Annotated in this window: 11 protein-coding genes and 4 pseudogenes; 13 read left to right on the top strand and 2 right to left on the bottom strand. The window is 61.1% G+C overall.

The annotated features are described in order from the left end of the window. The first annotated feature begins 7 nt into the window (after nucleotides 1-7). The 13 genes and pseudogenes from BG90_RS28210 (at nucleotide 8) to BG90_RS28155 (ending at nucleotide 17890) form a co-directional block, all read left to right on the top strand. Nucleotides 8-772: a type III secretion protein HrpB4 gene (locus BG90_RS28210; RefSeq protein ID WP_010119340.1), complete on the top strand. Its 765-nt coding sequence runs from the start codon at nucleotides 8-10 to the stop codon at nucleotides 770-772. Continuing rightward, nucleotides 757-1641 (top strand): type III secretion system stator protein SctL, encoded by an 885-nt coding sequence (gene sctL, locus BG90_RS28205; protein ID WP_081464455.1) that lies wholly within the window; start codon nucleotides 757-759, stop codon nucleotides 1639-1641. Before BG90_RS28210 ends, sctL begins: the two co-directional genes overlap by 16 nt. Beyond that, nucleotides 1638-2987, top strand: coding sequence for a type III secretion system ATPase SctN (gene sctN, locus BG90_RS28200; RefSeq protein WP_010112531.1), 1350 nt, complete (start codon nucleotides 1638-1640; stop codon nucleotides 2985-2987). The genes sctL and sctN overlap by 4 nt, the downstream gene beginning before the upstream one ends. Then, the gene (locus BG90_RS31285; RefSeq protein WP_038802093.1) at nucleotides 2987-3514 is read left to right on the top strand and encodes a type III secretion protein HrpB7; all 528 of its coding nucleotides are present in this window, start codon (nucleotides 2987-2989) and stop codon (nucleotides 3512-3514) included. Before sctN ends, BG90_RS31285 begins: the two co-directional genes overlap by 1 nt. Beyond that, nucleotides 3511-4338, top strand: coding sequence for a type III secretion system export apparatus subunit SctT (gene sctT / locus BG90_RS28190; protein ID WP_010112535.1), 828 nt, complete (start codon nucleotides 3511-3513; stop codon nucleotides 4336-4338). Before BG90_RS31285 ends, sctT begins: the two co-directional genes overlap by 4 nt. Before the next feature lie 164 nt (nucleotides 4339-4502). Then, on the top strand, nucleotides 4503-5951 hold the full coding sequence (locus BG90_RS28185; protein WP_025990268.1) for a helix-turn-helix transcriptional regulator: 1449 nt from the start codon (nucleotides 4503-4505) through the stop codon (nucleotides 5949-5951). A gap of 44 nt (nucleotides 5952-5995) precedes the next feature. Continuing rightward, entirely contained in the window at nucleotides 5996-7807 is a 1812-nt protein-coding gene (gene sctC / locus BG90_RS28180) for a type III secretion system outer membrane ring subunit SctC (RefSeq protein WP_025990267.1), read from the top strand. A gap of 630 nt (nucleotides 7808-8437) precedes the next feature. Further along, nucleotides 8438-9307, top strand: a pseudogene (locus BG90_RS28175) (hypothetical protein); the annotation flags it as partial. Between the two features lie 289 nt (nucleotides 9308-9596). Then, nucleotides 9597-11399 (top strand): type III effector HrpK domain-containing protein, encoded by a 1803-nt coding sequence (locus BG90_RS28170; protein WP_010112543.1) that lies wholly within the window; start codon nucleotides 9597-9599, stop codon nucleotides 11397-11399. A 24-nt stretch (nucleotides 11400-11423) separates the two neighbouring features. Beyond that, entirely contained in the window at nucleotides 11424-11957 is a 534-nt protein-coding gene (locus BG90_RS28165) for a GNAT family N-acetyltransferase (protein ID WP_232355219.1), read from the top strand. Between the two features lie 146 nt (nucleotides 11958-12103). After that, entirely contained in the window at nucleotides 12104-13339 is a 1236-nt protein-coding gene (locus BG90_RS35860; RefSeq protein WP_124072331.1) for a hypothetical protein, read from the top strand. Between the two features lie 184 nt (nucleotides 13340-13523). Next, nucleotides 13524-13772: pseudogene (locus BG90_RS37630) on the top strand (hypothetical protein); the annotation flags it as partial. A 146-nt stretch (nucleotides 13773-13918) separates the two neighbouring features. Then, nucleotides 13919-17890, top strand: coding sequence for a hypothetical protein (locus BG90_RS28155; RefSeq protein WP_045568488.1), 3972 nt, complete (start codon nucleotides 13919-13921; stop codon nucleotides 17888-17890). Nucleotides 17891-17959: 69 nt separating this feature from the next. Here BG90_RS28155 and BG90_RS37625 read toward each other — a convergent pair. After that, nucleotides 17960-18211: pseudogene (locus tag BG90_RS37625) on the bottom strand (transposase); the annotation flags it as partial. A gap of 3 nt (nucleotides 18212-18214) precedes the next feature. Further along, nucleotides 18215-18313: pseudogene (locus tag BG90_RS38185) on the bottom strand (transposase); the annotation flags it as partial. Nucleotides 18314-18356: the final 43 nt, after the last annotated feature.

The following is an 18356-nucleotide window of genomic DNA, read 5'->3' as shown; positions in this document are numbered from 1 at the left end:
GCCGCGTATGGTCGTCGTCGCCAATCCATCGTCGCAGCGAGCCGCAACCTTGTTGAACGGCTATCGGCGCAATCTCGCGCAAGCCGTATGCTGGGCCGATCCGTCGTGGACGTGCGCGCTCCTCGGCATCGACGAGCCGCGCTACGCTGTCTGGCGTGCGGCGCTCGAACGGACTGGCGAGGCTGCGCGCGACACTTGCTCGCAAACGTTCGCGCGCGCTGCCGGCGTCGCACGGCCGTCATTCGATACGCTGCTCATGCCGGCCTTGCCGGAGGCAGCGCGCGGCTCGACCGGCGCCGCGCGAATCCCGAATCTCGCGCTGCTGGACGTGCTGCCATGCGAACTCGGGCTCGCGGTGCTGAGAATGCGCGCGTTGTCGTTCCGGAGCGCTGAAGTGCGACGCGTGGTCGATAAGCAGACGCGTTCGCGAATTTCGGCATGGACGGGAGTTCATCCGGATCTCTTCATGCAGGACGCGCATGCGACCGATGTGCCGGACGCCGCGTGGTTGAAGACTGCCGTCGGAATGCCGCCGCTGGCGGCCAATGATGCGCTCACGCTCGCGATCGAAGGCTGGATGCTGCTGCTGCGCGACGCCGGCATGGCCCCGTCCGCGGCCACGGTCACGTTGCTGCGGCTCGCGTTGCCGCGCAATCTGGCCGTGCCTCGCTGGCTGGCCGGATTGCCCTCGCGATTCGACGCATTCGGCGGCGAGCGTCTCTTCGCCCGCTTGCCTCGATTGCTGCCGGGGTACGCATGGCTATTTGGTTGAGACGTCCCCGCATGGCGGAAATCAGGCGGCGCGCGCCGAGCGGCGGTGCTCGGCTGGGCTTTGCCGATGATGTGGTGCCGCAAGAATGGTTCGGCGAATTGGTGTCGATCGACGCGGCCTATATGGCGCTCGACAAGGATCGTGACGCGGTGCTGGCCGCCGCGCATCGGGAAGCCGACAGCGTCGTCGCGGAGGCGGCGGCGAGGGCGGAAGAGATGATCGCGGCGGCGCGGAGCGAACGCGAGGCGGCGGTCGAGCGCGGCTATCGAGACGGCTACGACCGTGCGTTCGCCAATTGGATGGATCATCTTGCTGATGTCTCGGATGCACAGACCCGGCTGCAGCTACGCATGCGCGAGCGGCTTGCCGACATCATCGCGTCGGCGGTCGAGCAAATCGTGTGCACCGAAAGCCGTGAAGCATTGTTCGAGCGCGCGCTCGCATCCGTTGAGCGTATCGTCGATGGCACGACATATCTGCGCGTCGCCGTGCACATGGATGATCTGGATCGCGCGAAGGCGACGTTCGGCACACTCGCGGAGCGCTGGCGCGAGCTGGGTCGTCCGATTCCGTTGACGGTGGTGGCGGACAAACGGCTCACGCCTGGCAGTTGCGTATGCGAATCGGATTTCGGTGCAGTCGATGCAAGTCTGGATACGCAACTGCGAGCGATGCGCGGTGCCGTTGCCCGTGCGCTCAGGCGATCGATCGAAAAGACCCGGATGAGTGACGCCGAGGCGACGCGCGCCGGCGAACCGGCCGACGTCATGCCGGATCAGGATGCCGCCCGCGAGGATGCCGCCCGCGGCAGGCAGAAAGCCGAGCGGAGTGTGACGGAAGCGGACGCGAGCGGCGGAGCGGCGGCATGAGCGCGCACTGGCCCGCGCGCACGACCGAGTTCAATCGTCTCGCGGATGCGATAGAGCAAGAAATACTCGCGTCGTCCAGCGTTGTGCGCACGGGCAGAGTCCTCGAAGCGATCGGCACGCTGATCAAGGTGTCGGGGATCGATGTCGCGCTCGGCGAGCTGTGTGAGCTCCGCACACCCGAAGGCAGGCTGTTGCAGCGGGCGGAGGTTGTCGGCTTCACGCGCGACGTAGCGTTGCTGTCGCCGTTTTCGCAGCTCGGGCAGATTTCGCGGGCCACGCAGGTAATCGGCCTCGGACATCCGTTGTCGATCCCGGTCGGCGACGCACTGCTCGGCCGCGTGATCGATGGTCTCGGCGAGCCGCTCGACGGCGGTCCGCCAATTGCATCGGAGACGCTGCAGCCGCTGACCGCGGCACCGCCGGATCCGATGAGCCGTCGGATGATCGACGTACCGATGCCGACGGGCGTGCGCGTCGTCGATGCGATGATGACGCTCGGCGAAGGACAGCGGATGGGCATCTTCGCGCCGGCCGGCGTCGGCAAGAGCACGCTGCTAGGCATGTTCGCGCGCGGCGCCGCGTGCGACGTCAACGTGATCGCACTGATCGGCGAGCGCGGGCGCGAAGTGCGCGAGTTCGTCGAATTGATTCTTGGCCCGGATGGCATGGCGCGTTCCGTCGTCGTCTGTGCGACGTCGGATCGCTCGTCGATGGAGCGGGCGAAGGCGGCCTACGCGGCGACGGCGATCGCGGAGTACTTCCGGGACCGGGGGCGGCGCGTGCTGCTGATGATGGACTCGCTGACGCGCTTCGCGCGGGCCGGCCGCGAAATCGGTCTCGCGGCCGGCGAACCGCCCGCACGACGTGGTTTTCCTCCATCGGTCTTCGCCGAGTTGCCGCGCCTTCTCGAGCGCGCCGGAATGGGCGAGACCGGGTCGATCACGGCGCTCTATACCGTGCTCGCGGAAGACGACAGCGGCAGCGATCCCGTTGCCGAGGAGGTACGCGGTATCCTCGACGGCCATATGATTCTGTCGCGCGAGGTTGCGGCAAAAAATCAATACCCGGCAATCGATGTGCTGGCGAGCCTGTCCCGCGTGATGCCGCTCGTCGTCGACGACGGGCACATGCGCGCGACGGCGCGCATTCGAGAATTGATGGCTCAACATCGGGAAGTGGAGGTATTGCTGCAGATCGGGGAATACAAGGCGGGTGCGAATCCTCTCGCGGACGAGGCGATCGCGAAGGCGGACGCGATCCGCGCGTTCTTCTCGCAACGGACGGACGATTTTTCCGCAGCCGAGGACGTCGTCGCTCGGTTGCATGCATTGAGCAGGCCGCAATGATGGCGGGCGTCGTGACGTCACCGGCTCGTAGTCGCCGCGCAGTTGCGTTTGCGCGGGTGCGCGAACGGCGCCGCAAGCTGGACGCGGTATTGCGCGAGGAACTCGCCGCGGGGCGCGCTGCGCTGCGGCCGCTCGAGAAGGCGCTGGCAGTGAAGGTGCGGCAAGTCGAGCTCAAGACGGCAGACGTGCGACGTCACGCAGACCGGATCGACGCACTGACGAGCGGGTCGGAGTCGTTCTCGCTCGACGAACTGCTGGCTTGTCGCGCGTATCTCGACGTCGCCGGGACGCGCCTGCGCGCACTCGAAATGGAGGAAGCGCAGGCGCGCGCCGCGCTCGATGACGCTGTTGCCGCTGTCGAGCAAAAAAGCCGCGAGATTGCGCGCAACCTGGGGCGCATCGATGCCTGCAGCGAGCATATTGAGCGGGCTCGCCGCGATTGCGAACGAATGGCCGACGAGGCGCTCGACGAGGAGGTGGAAGAGGCCGCGCTCGCACGACGCATGCGAAACCGGGGGGGAACATGACTCCGGCGCTTTTCGCGTTGCCGGATCTGGCCGGCACGCTGATCGATGACGTGACGCTGCTCGGCATCTGCTCGGTTCGTCTTTTCGTCGTGATGTCCATCTTCCCGCCGACCGCCGACGGTTTGTCACAAGGCGTCGTGCGCAATGCGATCGTGCTCTTGTTGAGTTCGTACGTCGCATACGGACAGCCGGCCGGCTTCGCACAGACGTTGCACGGTGCGCCGCTTATCGTGACCGGCCTGCGCGAGAGCGTGATCGGAATCGTGCTCGGCGTCGCCGCGTCCACGGTGTTTTGGGCAGTCGAAGGCGCGGGCTGCTACATCGACGATCTGACGGGCTACAACAACGTGCAGATCACCAATCCCGCGCGCGACGAACAGTCGACGCCGACGGCGTTGCTGCTTGCTCATATCGCAACGGTCGCGTTCTGGACACTCGGCGGCATGACGTTTCTGCTCGATACGCTATACGAATCATATCGATGGTGGCCGATCGCGCTCGCGAGCCCCCGGGGCCCGGAGCTTCTCGAGGCATTCGCCGTGCACCAGACCGACAGCTTGATGCAAATGGTCGCGAAGCTGGCCGCGCCGATGATGCTCATCCTGCTGCTGATCGACTGCGCATTCGGCTTCGCCGCGAAATCGGCATCGAAGCTCGACTTCATGGGGCTGAGCCAGCCGGTCAAGGGCGCGATGACCGTGCTGATGCTTGCATTGTTCGTCGGTATGTTCGTCGATCAGGCGCGCGAGCAGGTGACGCTATCGACGCTGTCCGCGCAATTCCGCGGATGGCCGCATCCGTCGCCCACGGTTGAAAAACATTAAGGGACGCAGACTTTTCACTGGTTCGGAAGATGAATTGCAATCCTCGCAATGCATCGTCTCGTGTTCACATTAATTGAGAGTTCGGTTGTTTTTGGGTGGTTAAATTGGCGACTCGCAATGCTGAGGTGATATGCGGCGCGTTCTGTCCAGCGAGGAGTCGTTTCATGTTCTCAATGCTCTATTTCCCGGTGGTATCGGCCCTGACTTCAGTCCATTCGGACGCATCGAAGCAAGCGCGACCACAGCTCGAGTTGGTTCTCAGGGGCGAGCTTGGCGCGGCACTCCGGCAGTCCAGTGAGCGGCTCGACAAAATGGGCACGTCGGAGAGAATGTCATGCGAGCTGCAATTGCATGCCGATCTGCAATTGGTGCTCGGATTCGAAGCCGAAGCCGAAGAAAACTATCGACGTTCGCAGCGAAAAATTCAGGGCGCGAAATGGAGGATTCGTATTGCGACCTGTCGGAACACGGCATGGCAGGCACTGTTCCGCCATCGGGTCAGTACCGCGCTCGCATGTTTTTCCCGTGCGTCCGACGAACCCGACATTCAAGCCGGAGGGCTGGCCGAGGCGCGCTTCGGGATTGCCTGCGCGCTGTACGAAATGGGGCGGATGGACGAGGCGTTCGATGTGCTCGACTCGATGGAGCGCCTCGTCGAACAGGAATTCGGCGACACGCGTGTGTACTGGCGCGACTTGATTGCGGCGTTGCGCTTCGATTTCGTCGTGCAGAGCGAATTGCGCTGCGCAACGGCGTTGAGCGATCACGTGTATTGGCAGTCCGCGCTGTCATCGAGCCTCATGGCCCGCATGCGTGGGGCACCGGCGCCCGCTATGTCCGTCACGACTCCGCTGCTGTGCGATCGCGCCTCATATCTGCTGCAGTTGAGACGCACGGCGCATGGAGATCGGGACGCGGTCTCCAGCTTGGCGCGCTATCTCGATGTTGCACGGGAACACGGTTTCGTCGACCTTCAGTGGACGTTGCGTCTCGAAATCGCCATCGCCTTGCTCGCGGGCGATGCGCCATATCTGGCTCATTCGATGCTCGAGCCGATCTCCGAGGTCGTGCACGGCGGAGAATCGAGCCGCAAACACCTCGAATATTTTTATTGCGCGGCAAAGACGCGTCAGGCACTGGGCCGCGCTCAGGAGTCGCTGCAGCTCTACAGTCGTTACGCGCTCGTCGCCATGCGATGCCTGCGCGAGGATTCGCTGATGCGAAAGCCGTTTCTCAGTCGAGAGATGAAGCAGCCGCGGCAACCCGACGATGTGGCCGCGCGGCTGCCGTTGAAATATCGTCGCGCCTATCAATACGTACTCCAGAATCTCGATCGTAGCGATCTGTCGGTGCGTGAAATCGCGGCGGAGATAGGCGTCACGGAGCGCGCGCTGCAGAACGCATTCAAGATCTTCCTTGGGCTTTCGCCGCGCGAACTGATCCGTTCGAAGAGGATGGAGCGTATTCGCGCCGAGCTCGTCGATTCCACGTTGACGGGCGAGCGCAGCATAAAGGAGACAGCTCGAAAATGGGGCGTTCAGAATGGATCGACACTTGTGATCGGCTACCGCAAGGAATTCGACGAAACGCCTTCGGAAACGCTCGAGCGCTGAGCCGGTTCGATTTCGTCTTTTTCCGCATCGGACTTCCCGGAACCATGAAAACGAAAGCGTTGATATGTGCGGCATGGTGTGTCGCGGCGGTTTGCGCCGCTGGAGTCGATGCCGCGTACGCGATGCCCGTGCGCTGGAAGAGCACGGTCGTGCATGTCGCGCTGGAAGGAAAAGACCTGAAGGACGTGCTGAGAGACTTCGCCGCGAGTCAAGGCATTCCGACATCGATCGCCGGGAACGTTCAAGGCACTGTCACGGGGCGATTCGATCTGCCGCCGCAACGCTTCCTCGACACGCTCGCTGCGACTTTCGGATTTGTGTGGTTCTACGACGGCAATGTCTTGTCAATCAGCAACGCGAACGATATGACGCGGCAGATCTTGCCGATCGATCACGCTTCGATCGGCCAACTGCGTTCCGCGTTGCGCCAGATCGGCATGGACGACAAGCGTTTCCCGATCTTTTACGACGGGGTGTCCGCCACCGTGCTCGTCAGCGGCCCCGTGCAATATGTTCAGACCGTGGCCGATATCGCGCGGCGGCTCGATGTGCTTTCCGGTCGTCGGACGGGCTCGACAATCCGTGTCTTCAAGTTGAAGCATGCGTGGGCGGCGGATCGCGATGTCCAGATCGACGGAAACAAGGTCACGGTGCCCGGAGTCGCGACCGTGCTGGCGAACATGTACCGAGGGCGAGCGGAACGCGGGGCCGTTCAGCCGAGCGTCGCGCCGGGTGTACAGCGCGTGCAGTCGATGAGCGACGTTTCCGGCAGCGCATTCGGCGGCAGCCCTCAGGTGCCGCCATTGCCGCCGAACATGACTGGAGGCGGGCAGGGCGAGACGTTTGCCAACGGGGCGCGGACCGGCCGCGAGGGCGGCGGTTCGAGTGCGCCATCGGCTGATGGTTCGCCTCGGCCCGGTGACCCGTCCGCCGGCGACGACGAGTCGCCGATCATCCAGCCGGATCCGATGACCAACTCGGTGCTGATCCGCGATTCGTCCGATCGCCTGGCCGAGTATGCGTCGCTAATCGAGCAACTCGACTCTCGGCCCAGACTGATCGAGATCCAGGCGCACATCATGGAGATCGACGACGACCTGCTTCGTCAGATTGGCGTCGACTGGCGTGCACATAACAGCCATGGCGATATTCAGACCGGCATGGGCGCGGTGACACAGAACAGCTATGGCAGTACGTCGACCGGCATCGGCGCGACGGCGCAAAACAGCTATGCGAATGGCCAGATCAATCCGTTCTTCGGCACGACGACGCTTCCCGGCAATGCGATCGCCAATGCGCCCCCGGCCGGTGCGGCGATCACCGCGGTCGTCGGCGACGCGGCCCATTATTTGATGGCGCGCGTGAACGCATTGCAGTCGACGTCGAAGGTGAAGATCGACGCGTCGCCGCTCGTCGCGACGCTCGACAACTCGGAAGCGGTGATGGACAACATGACTCGCTTCTTCGTCAGAGTGTCGGGTTATACGTCGGCGGACCTTTACAGCATAGCGACGGGCGTTTCGCTGCGGGTCCTGCCATTGATCGTTCAAGACGGCAGCGAGACTCGAATCAAGCTGAATGTTCATGTGACGGACGGACAATTGACGGGTGACCTGGTCGATAGCATTCCGGTCGTCACGAGCAGCGAGATCAATACGCAGGCGTTCGTCGGGCAGGGGGAGAGCCTGCTGATTGCCGGTTACAGTACGGACAAGCGCTCGAACGGCGTGACGGGCGTGCCGTGGTTGTCGAAGATCCCCTTGATCGGCGCGCTGTTTCGATACAACAGCGACGAGCATTCGCACATGGAGCGCGTATTCCTGCTTTCGCCGCGGATCATCGATCCGGATAAGTGACGCGGGCATCGAAAGGCCGAATCAAGCTGGTGCGGCGCGGCGGTCGACCGGATGTCTTTCGTGCAAGAACAGGGTTTCCGTTGTTGTCGAGCCTCTCCGATTATCGCGTGCGGTGTCCGCCTCCGTTTGAGAGTCCGACGGTCGAACATGCCGGGGCCAATAAGATGCCTTCTGCGGACCGGCGCGTTTTGCATGCGCTTATGCAGTATGCCGCGACCGAATATTGCTCGACCGGTCATTGTTTCGATCTCCGATTCCCGGGTGGACGGCAACTATCAGCATGCCGAAACGATGCTCGTTTACGCCCACCGCGACTTCGATTTTTCATATAACGCACTGTGTCGCTTTAGCTTACGGCCGTCTCGATGAAGGCGCGGCCGAGGCGACATGGCGCTTGCCACGACGTGATTGCGCGAATCGGTTGATGTGCGATTGCGCGCGCGATGGAATTGAATTCCCGACCATCGCGACACGCGAAGCCGACGCTTCGTTTCCTATTCGTGTTTCGATGATGCGTTTCGGGTTGACGGCGTCGCCGGCGACGTATCGTGACTAGTATTGTCTTCAGTCGCGCAAACGGCATCGCGATTCGGTTTGACGATTGGTGCATTGACTTCGACGGAGGCGGCAATGAGCGTAGGCACGGTAAATCGCAATAGCATTGTTCTGGAATTGGGCGGCGGTTTGGGCGGCACGGACGCCCAGTCGCCGGTCACCGGCATGGATCAGCAGATCCTGAATCTTCTGCGGCAGCAACTGCAGCAGCGAAACGGCGTCGGCGCGGAGCATGACGCAAGCGGCGCCGGCGCGCCGATGACTGCTCAGTCCGCAGCGGGCGCACTAGGTAGTTACATGAGCCAGAACGGGCTCGGCACGGTGGATCCGGACAAGCTCTACCAGCTCGCGATGAACCCGTCTTCGGGAACCCCGGACGATGTGTCGAAGGCCGCAAAGTTCATGCTTGATCATCCGGCCATTTACCAGAAACTCGAAACGCACGACGTTGCCGGTGCCGACGGCATTTCGGGTGTCGGCAACTTCCAGTGGGCGGCGCAAGGCGGACTCGATTCGGCATCGACTGCGCCGACAGCGGACGCAAGCGCGACGGACGGAACCCATCTTGGCGTCGAAACGGAAGGTGAGGCCCCGCGGATGACGGCGCAATCGGCCGCAGGCGCGCTCGGCAGCTACATGAGCCAGAACGGGCTCAGCACGGTGGATCCGGACAAGCTCTACCAGCTCGCGATGAATCCGCCTTCCGGAACTCCGGGCGACGTGTCGAAGGCCGCAAAGTTCATGCTTGATCATCCGGACGTTTACCAGAAACTCGAAACGCATGATGTCGCCGGCGCCGACGGCATCTCGGGTGTCGGCAACTTCCAATGGGCGGCCGAGGGCGGACTGGATTCTCTCGCGGATGCCGGTGCGGCAGCGGGCTCCGAACAGGCGAGCGGAGATCTCGGGCAGACCCCGCAAATGATCGGCGCGCAGAGTCAGGCGTTCGCCACGAGTTCGATCGCGCCCGATGATTCGCAATCGTCGTCCGACGACGAAACCGTGTAACCCGGCCGTTTGCGGGCGAAGTCGAGGGCGGGCGGATGCCTGCGCTCGGCGTCGGGTTCGCATTCCCGTCGCATCAGGCTGACACGGGCCGCCGCCTCCGCGAGCCTCGTTCGCGGAGCGCGCCGCATGCAGCGCATGGTGGCGAGTCCGGCGCGTAAAGCGTGCGTCGGTGAGCATTCGAAATCCCCGCGTCACCCGGATCGACATCTGAGGAAACCTACGATTCATGACTACGTCACCGATTCTCGCGACGAACAGGCAATGCGTCGATCCGACCGGCTACGACAGCACGGACGCGCCCGGGCCGGGCACCGCGGCGCTGCAGAGCGTCGAAACGCAGCTTCATCAATTGCTGCGTGATTTGATGGCGCGTCAGTTGCAGGGTGGCGTCGCGACGGCGCAGCGACAGAACATCGATGTCCGCGCCGGTGCCGCGAACGGCGCGGCTCGGTATGTTCCGCTCGACGACTACGCCGGGCAGTATGATCGGGCAGATCTGGGCCGGTGGTCCGATCTGACTGCGCCTGGTCAAGGCGTGTCGCTCGAGCGGCCGTTCGCGGCAATGCAAATTCTGGCCGGAGTGGCGGGGCCGTCGGGTCGTAAGCCGAGCGAAGCCGAGAACGCGGCCGCGCTGCAGTTCGTCGAAGACAATCCATCGCTGAAGACCGCGATGCGGAACATCGGCGCACTGAAGGCGGATGGCGGCATCGACCCGGAGAAGGTTGGAAATTTGTTGCGAGAGGTCGAGGCGAATCTCACGCTCGCGGACGATAACGTAAAGACGTACCTGAAGAATCATCCGAACGCCAGTCGGGATGCGCTCGATACGGTTCGTGCGGCTGCATTGCTACAAGCCTATGATCCGATCGCGGGCGAATCGGCGGGACACCAGTCGAACGGAAAGAACAACAGCTATAGCGGCGGCAAGAACGGCGGCGGCCTGACGACGAAGCAGCAAGTCGCGGATCTGCAGAATAATGAAGGCTTCAGTTCGGCGCTGAAGAGCGCAGCGAAAGCATGGTCGACGAGCGGAGCATTCGATGCGCTCGATCGTAGCGGCGACGACAAGGCGATCGAAAAAGCCGACGGAATATTTTCGGCCAATAACCTGTCGCATTTCATCACGAACGACGCGCCGGCGAGCGAGGCGTCAGACCAGCAGTTCCTGAAGCGCGCGAGTCTCGAGAACATTACCGCCGGGACGGACATCGGCAAGCTCGATCAGGATATCTTCGCCCATCCGCAGCGCTATTCGCCCCAGCAGAAGGCCGCGGTAATGGTCAAGCTGATGGAGACACTGGTCGATGTGCAAGCGGGCGGCGCGGACAAACTGCGCGATGTCACCGCGACGGTGGCTGCGCTGAAGCGGGACATTCTGACGCTGGCGAACGATCCCGCGACGAGCGCCTACTTGCAGCAAACGGTGCCGCCTGCGATGCAGAGCCTCAACGCGACGTTCGAGCGGGCCGGCGGCCTCGTCGGAGGTCCTGGCGCGGAAATCGCGAGCGTCGTCGGAGGGAACTGCGCGAACCAGGTTGACGCCCGAAACGTCGTGAACCAAGTACACGACAGACTCGACGATGCGAGAAATGCCGCAAAAAGACTGGGCAAGCTTGCGGAGAGCGACGGTTCGGAGGCGGCCAGCGTGGCGGAGAGTGCAGCTGACGGTACGGAAAGCACGGTGGCGGGCGCTGCGGAGGGCGCAGGAGAGACGGCGACGTGCGCGGCCGACGGCGCTGAAGGCGCGGTAGCGGTCGTTGCCGACGGCGTGGAGGGCGCAGTCGCTGGCGCCGAAGGCGCAGTGGCGGGGGCGGAGGCCGGCGCTGGTGCGGCCGAAGGCGTGATGGGCGCCGTGGCGGGCGGGTTGGCCGCGGCGGCGCCGGTGCTGGCGGCTGGCGCCGCGATTGCCGGCATCGCGGGTATCGTGATGGCGATCGTGGAGGCGGTGAAAAAGCACCAGAATCAGAGTGCATTCGCCGCGAACGTCAATCCAACGCTCAATCAATTCGGCATTCCGTTGCCGAAATGACGAGGCATGCCGTAAGGGCAAACGATGCGCCGCGTGATGCTGGATCGCAGCGATGAAGTCATGCGCTTCGTCGCGGACAGGACAGGAGAAAGCCGTTACGACGACTATGCGACGATTGGTCTCGAGAAGGACGGTTGCATTGTCGCGGGCGTTGTCTATCAAGGACACAACGGCCCCAACGTGCTGATGCATTTCGCGCTTGATGGATCGCGCCATCTGATCACGCCCGCGTTCGTCTGCGCGGTGTTTACGTATCCGTTCCAGGTGCTGTGCTGCAATCGTGTGACGGGGCTCGTGCGGGTCGACAATCACGACGCGCAGCGGCTGGACGAACATCTCGGATTCGTTCGGGAGGGCGTGATGCGTGCGGGTGCGAACGATGGGACGGACTTCATCCTGTATGGGATGCTCAGGCGCGAGTGCCGGTTTCTGAGCGGTCGATATTTCGAGGCGCTGCGGATCGAGTTGCCCAGAATCGCCGGTGGATCTCGCGGCGCGGCTTCGCCGGCGAAAGGCGGCGCGGCCGGCGCAAGCCTATCGGCTGCGACCGGCAGCTAATCGGGCGATTCGACATTCGCATCGGAGGTCCGCATCGCGCGAATGGTTGGCATCGCCAAGCATTGGCTCGATGCCCGACTCATTGCCCGCCGGCATGGTTTTTCGGGTGGGGCGGTGATTTTCATTTTTTTGAGTATCGATAGATCATGCCCAAGATAAGCCAGCCGACAGGCCCATCCGCTAGTCCCATTGAATTGAATGCTCGCCAGTCGGATATCGACGCATCCCGGCACGGAGAAGCGGGCCCGGCATCCGAGCCGCAACGTGCGGCGGGTGGCGAATCGCAAGCTGTCTCGCAGCAGGCGCCATCCAGAAATGTCGAGGCGGAAGGAGTTGGCGCAACTCACAAGATTTCACTTGCTCCACAGTTGCTGGGACTGTACCAGGCTACCCAGGTATCTGCCCGGCGACTTCATCCAACCCACGACGGTCTTTATGAAAATCGTTCGTTGATTTCACGATTACCCGGAGTAAAACCGCAAGCATTCGTCGAAATCGACGGAACGATGTATTACGCGAAACGGACGAATGTCGGTGGTGTGCAATTGGCCAGTCCGCAGAACAGGGCCGCGAGTGGGCCGGACGTGGTACGTCTTGGTGGAAAATGGGTCGCACAGTTTCGGGTAGGGGTGACGCTGGAAGGTCGTGCCGTCACGCTCTCGCGGAGCGAGCAATATCCGAATTCATATTCTGTTAATGGAAATTCACGCTTTTTGATCCATGCAGGAAACGTGAACGTTTCGGACGGTCAAGCAGTCGTGAAGTCGAGCCAGTGTGCAGCATTCTTTGAGGCATACGACAAATGGATGAATGACGAATTGGACTTGTATCGAGGAATCGCGACGAATCACTTTTCGGTAAACGACATGAGACAGTTCGGTGTTCTGAAATCTGAGGGCGATGCCGACATTCCGACGTTCACGATGGGAAACGATGACAAGCAAAAGACTGCTTGGCTGCCGACCGATCCACGTGTCGCTATTCCCGTGGCGATCGCGGTCGGGAATCAGAGTTGGCTGAGTGGCGTGGACGAGAGTATTCCACGCGGCATTGTAATCAAGATTCGCGCTGGAGCGAATGAAACACATTTCGGTGTATCGTTCATAAATTCCGGAGAATTGGCAGTTCAGGGGCCGCTTACGAATAACGAATTTTCTATTGCCGGAATCGCGTTTGTAAATCAAAGAGAAGGAATCGTACTGAAATCTCCGACTGAGCCACTGTCGTTCAATGATTTACCGATTCCCGGCCCTTATCCGGATCCGGATGGAGCAAGATGGACGCATCAGCAGGTGATGGGTTGGCGTGAGGAGATGAGGCAATGGAACGCAGCTTTCGCCAGGAAGAACTTAACGACAGTTTGGCCGCCAGCGACGACATAAGGCGTCGAAGCTGAGTTTGCACAGTAAACGGCAAGCGTGTACGAGCGGCTTCTGTGAGTATTGGTCACAGCGTCACGGCCGAATGTACTTCGATGTCGCCGCGCGGAACATAAGTTGGAACAGCGGTAATTGGGGCGCGGTTTGGTGCCGTAGCCGAGTGCGCTCAAGACGTGGATCGTATCTCCACGACGCGCAGCGGCTGGACGAACATCTCAGATTCGTTCGGGAGGGCGTGATGCGTGCGGGTGCGAACGATGGGACGGACTTCATCCTGTATGGGATGCTCAGGCGCGAGTGCCGGTTTCTGAGCGGTCGATATTTCGAGGCGCTGCGGATCGAGTTGCCCAGAATCGCCGGTGGATCTCGCGGCGCGGCTTCGCCGGCGAAAGGCGGCGCGACCGGCGCAAGCCAATCGGCTGCGACCGGCAGCTAATCGGGCGATTCGACATTCGCATCGGAGGTCCGCATCGCGCGAATGGTTGGCATCGCCAAGCATTGGCTCGATGCCCGACTCATTGCCCGCCGGCATGGTTTTTCGGGTGGGGCGGTGATTTTCATTTTTTTGAGTATCGATAGATCATGCCCAAGATAAGCCAGCCGAAAGGCCCATCCGCTAGTCCCATTGAATTGAATGCTCGCCAGTCGGATATCGACGCATCCCGGCACGGAGAAGCGGGCCCGGCATCCGAGCCGCAACGTGCGGCGGGTGGCGAATCGCAAGCTGTCTCGCAGCAGGCGCCGAGAGGGGAAGCCGCATCGGAAGGGAAAAGCGGGAGTCACAAGACTACGGCTTCTCTGCAGTTGCTGGGGTTGTATTCGGTAACGCGAGTGCCTGCGCAGCGTATTCTCCCACCCCATACCAGCTTGCCCGACAGCACTCGTGTCAAGGAACTGCCTCGCCTCGACAGGATGCCGCAAACAACCCGGATCGAACCGAGACCGTTCGCACGCGTGTTGATTGGCGATGCCGGAGCCGGACACAACACCAGGGATGTACTTCGGAACGTAGCGGGAGAAGAAGGCGGCAAGGCGGTGGCGTGGAGTACTGGGTATGAGTATTTGTCGAAGGTGCTGTTGGCGCAACTTGCCGAGGACGGGGGGGAATCAGTCGCCGAGAGGGTGCGCGAAAATCCGGCCTGTCGGGAAAAAATCAAGGAAATGCTCGACACGGCGACGCGTCCTGATGGCCGAAGCAGCGCGGACCGAGCGAGGCTTATGGCGATCACGGTATGCGAGCTTACCGATCCTACGGAGGAGGCGATCGCTATCAGTACGCGCCTCTTGCCCAAAATCGAGAATGCCGAAGCGCAGCGCTTGGCGGGGCTCCTATTCACGAACAAGGAGGACATCGGGGCGCTGTCGGCGTGGATCGAAGGTTTCCGGCCGGGAGGAGCGGGGCGGCTTCAGGAAATGCATCAGCTCATGTATGCGGCGTCGACCGTTCTCAAGGGAGATGCCCGATCCGCAGCCAGATTGCTCGAAAGTTATTGCGCGATGCCGGGTCCGGACCCTGATGTTCAGATGAAGCGTCGGATCTTCTCGATGCAGCGCATTCTGGTGAGTGCGCGCGGGACGACGTTCGATGTCCTGGGGATTCCGCCGAGAGCAATCCGTGGCGAGCGCACCGAGACGCAAAAGGCGGTATATCGCAATGCTCTTGCTATATCGCAATATCTGTACGAGAGGCTTCCTAAGGAATATCGGCCGGACTCTTTGGAGGACATGCTGTCTGCCGCAAAGATCGTCTCGGCAGAGGCGCTCGGTGGGGAGCGGAGCGATGTCGCGCCGGATGAGTATGCTTTTGCAAAAACCGTGGATAATCTCGCCGGGATTTATGAAAAAGAGCGTCTGGCGATCGACGCGATGGCATGCGCCGCCAATCTGATTGCCAGTCATGACCCTGATGCCATCAAGAAGCTGCCAGCCGATAAACAGGGTGATGCGATAAACGGCCTCCAGTGCGCCGAAGAACTGCTTCGATTGCTGCCGCTTGAGATTCGTGGCGGCATTTCAACCATTGCCGAGCTGAACGGGAAGCTGGATGCCGATTCAAGCGAATCGGGCGCGAGCATGTCAGTTGCAAACAGTCTTCCATTGGATAAAGATGTCGTAAACAGGGCGATATCAAAACTACGGGCTGCGTTGGCGGCAGGGCCCGATATTGGAGAGATTCGCATCGGCACGGCTGCGAGAAAAGACATTCCGGTGGAGCAAAAGGTCGCATATTTTAAATGGCGGAATGACATTGCCAATGAAAAAAAAGCTCGCCTCGTTTCGGAGCGAATTTATAAACTGAATACATACGCGGACAGGGCGATTCCGAAAGGGAAGAGCCTGGAGGGCAGGCTCGCCCGCATCGGAAATGATATTGCAGGCGCTTTCGGTCATCGAAAGAACCCGGTTGGCATGCTGTCGGAAGGACTTGTTCTCGGCGGATTTCTGCGCGAGGACGCATTTAGGAGTAAGGGCTCCGGGGCCTTCGATGGATTGATTTCAAAATATAGGGAAATTGAAAACAGGAGCAATTTGGAAAAGGCCAGGATGGCGATCGTCGAGCGAGTTTATGAAAAAATCAAGATCGACGGATTTTCATCTAAAATTTCAGTCAAGCCGGGCGACTTGAAAAAATGGGTGGCTCTTGCGATAGCGAATGGAAGAAATGACGCGATTGAAAGAAGCGAGGAATTTAGATCGATCGCCGAGGACCTGAAAGACGGCTTTGGCGCAGGCGTGTTGACGAGATGGGCCGCCGATACTGGCCTGAGCGAAGACAGTTACCATCGTCAATTGGTTGACCTACAGTCTCTTTCGAATGCCGGCTACGGGAAAAAACCTGAAGTAACGGATCGGAATTCGATATTCAGTGCCTTTTCCGAGGTCGCGGCCCGTTACCGGCCGTCAAAGTCCTTGAAGCTGACCAGCGGCGGGGTAGGGGGAGTCACTTTCGGCGGAGGGCAGTCTTTGGGTTCGCTTGTCAGCCTTTCGCCTACAGTCGGAGTGGGAGGGGGGCGGGTCGCCACTGTCGAGATAGGTGGGGACGGCAGAGACGGAGGAGGCTTGATCGCCGTGACGAGAGGGAACATCGGGAAATTAAAAATAGGAGCGTCGCTATTCGTCGGACCTAAATTCGCCAATGTCATGCGTGCCGGCGGTTCCGTGAATTTGGAGCTCATCAATGGGGAGGAATCCTGGGAAAAAGGGGCGGTCATCAGATTCTTGCCGATGAACGGAGTTTTGGGGAAGGCAGCGGAATCATGGCGAATCTGGGCGCAAGATTGCTTTTCGATCATCAGTGACGCAGCCAATGCCGAAGAGATGTTGAAAAAGTTTGCGCAAGAGTATGTCGATTCCGCAGAGATCGGCATTGGCGTTACCGAGAAGGACGAGTATGTCATTGGCTCTTCGGCGAGCGTCGGCGCAGGGGTGAACTTTATCGGCTCCGGCGGCAGCGATTTCGGCGGCGGCCTGGGATTGAACGCAGGCATCGGCGTGACTCGGGAATGGCGGCGAAGCCTAGCGTCTAGCGAGCTGGGCAATCGAGCGGGCCGCAAGCAATTTGCTCAATCGTCTTCGACCATCGCGACATGGAGAGCCGGGTTGAATGCGAGCGAATCCTACAAGATCAGCGATGCGCCGAATTTCAACTCGGCTGTCAACTCCGGCCAGCCGATACTCAGTGTCGGGGGCAATATTGTCTCCGAGAAAGAGGGCTCTACCGTGAGCGTTCGCTTGCGCGATGGCATTGTTGATCCGGATCGGACCGTTCTGGAGCGAACGCGCAGAAGAGATCGGCCAGCAGCGGACCTGATTGCACGCGATTATCGGCAATGGGTCAAGGCAATGGGCGCAACCGACGCCGAGGGGGAGGCGGCTTTGCATAAGTTTTTTGCTTCCGAGTTCGGCCGGCATGCGAACAGCTCACCGAGGGCCTCCGAGGCGCCGGATACCTATGTCGCCAGATATCAGATGACGAAGGAGGCTGCGGCCGCGTTCAATCACTATCGTGCGCAAATCGATCTAGGACGGACGCTCGGTAAGGACGAGAGCCATGCCGGCGAGCTACAGCGACGCTGCGCGGAAATCATCGAGAATCCAGTGAGTTGGCGGCCCAGCTTCATACAGCATTACGTGGAGACGTCTTCCAAAAATTCGGCTGGCCTGCACAACATATTCGGCTTGGAGGCGATCAAGTCGTCCAGCGCTTCCACGCATCAAGTTCTGGCTCACCAGGTGGCATCGCGGCAGATCGATCCTGTCGCATTGGCAAGAGAGTCCGCATCGATCCAATCGGTTCGGCCCACGGGCGGCGAGCAATCTGCCGGTCCCGTTGCTCCCCCGCGCAAGCATTCCGAAAAAAGAGAGTCCGTATCGATCCAATCGGTTCGGCCCGCGGGCGGCGAGCAATCTGCCGGTCCCGTTGCTCCCCAGCGCAAGCGTTCCGAAAAAAGAGAGTCCGCATCGATCCAATCGGTTCGGCCCACGAGCGGCAAGCAATCTCCCAGTCCCGTTGTTCCCCCGCGCAAGAAGCGTTCCGGAAAGCTCGGACGTTGATCTTTGTGCGATTGGAAATGCAGGTTTTGTCACGTAGGAGGGGCAAAAGGGCAAAGTGGCAGCGGCCGTTCAGAACGCAGATGGATTTTGGATGAGGCAGGTGAAAAGCCGCCATGCCTTGAACTGGGTGGCGAGTTGTTTGCGATAGCGAACGGTACGCAGCAGGTGTCGCTTGATCGCGAAGTGCTGTCGGATCGGGCCGAGGTTCGGCCGGAACACCTGAGTGCATTTGGGATCGCGGAAACCTTGCATTCGGCGTTCGCGTTCTCGAGTCGGGCAGTGACTGTTTTCGGTCCGGTTGTTGACGCGGACGCGAGCCTTGCCACGCAGACCGAGAGGGAACTGGAAATACCAGCGTACCGCGTGGCTGATAACCGCCGCCGGGAAACGATGACCATGGTAAAGAGATTTCGTCTCATTGATCGCACCACATCTTACGCAACCTCGCCAACGTGATGGAGCCGGA

Origin of the sequence: Burkholderia oklahomensis C6786 (assembly GCF_000959365.1) — a bacterium.
GTDB classification, from domain to species: domain Bacteria; phylum Pseudomonadota; class Gammaproteobacteria; order Burkholderiales; family Burkholderiaceae; genus Burkholderia; species Burkholderia oklahomensis.
Note: the sequence above shows the minus strand (reverse complement) of the source record. Positions and strands in the feature narration are given on the sequence as shown.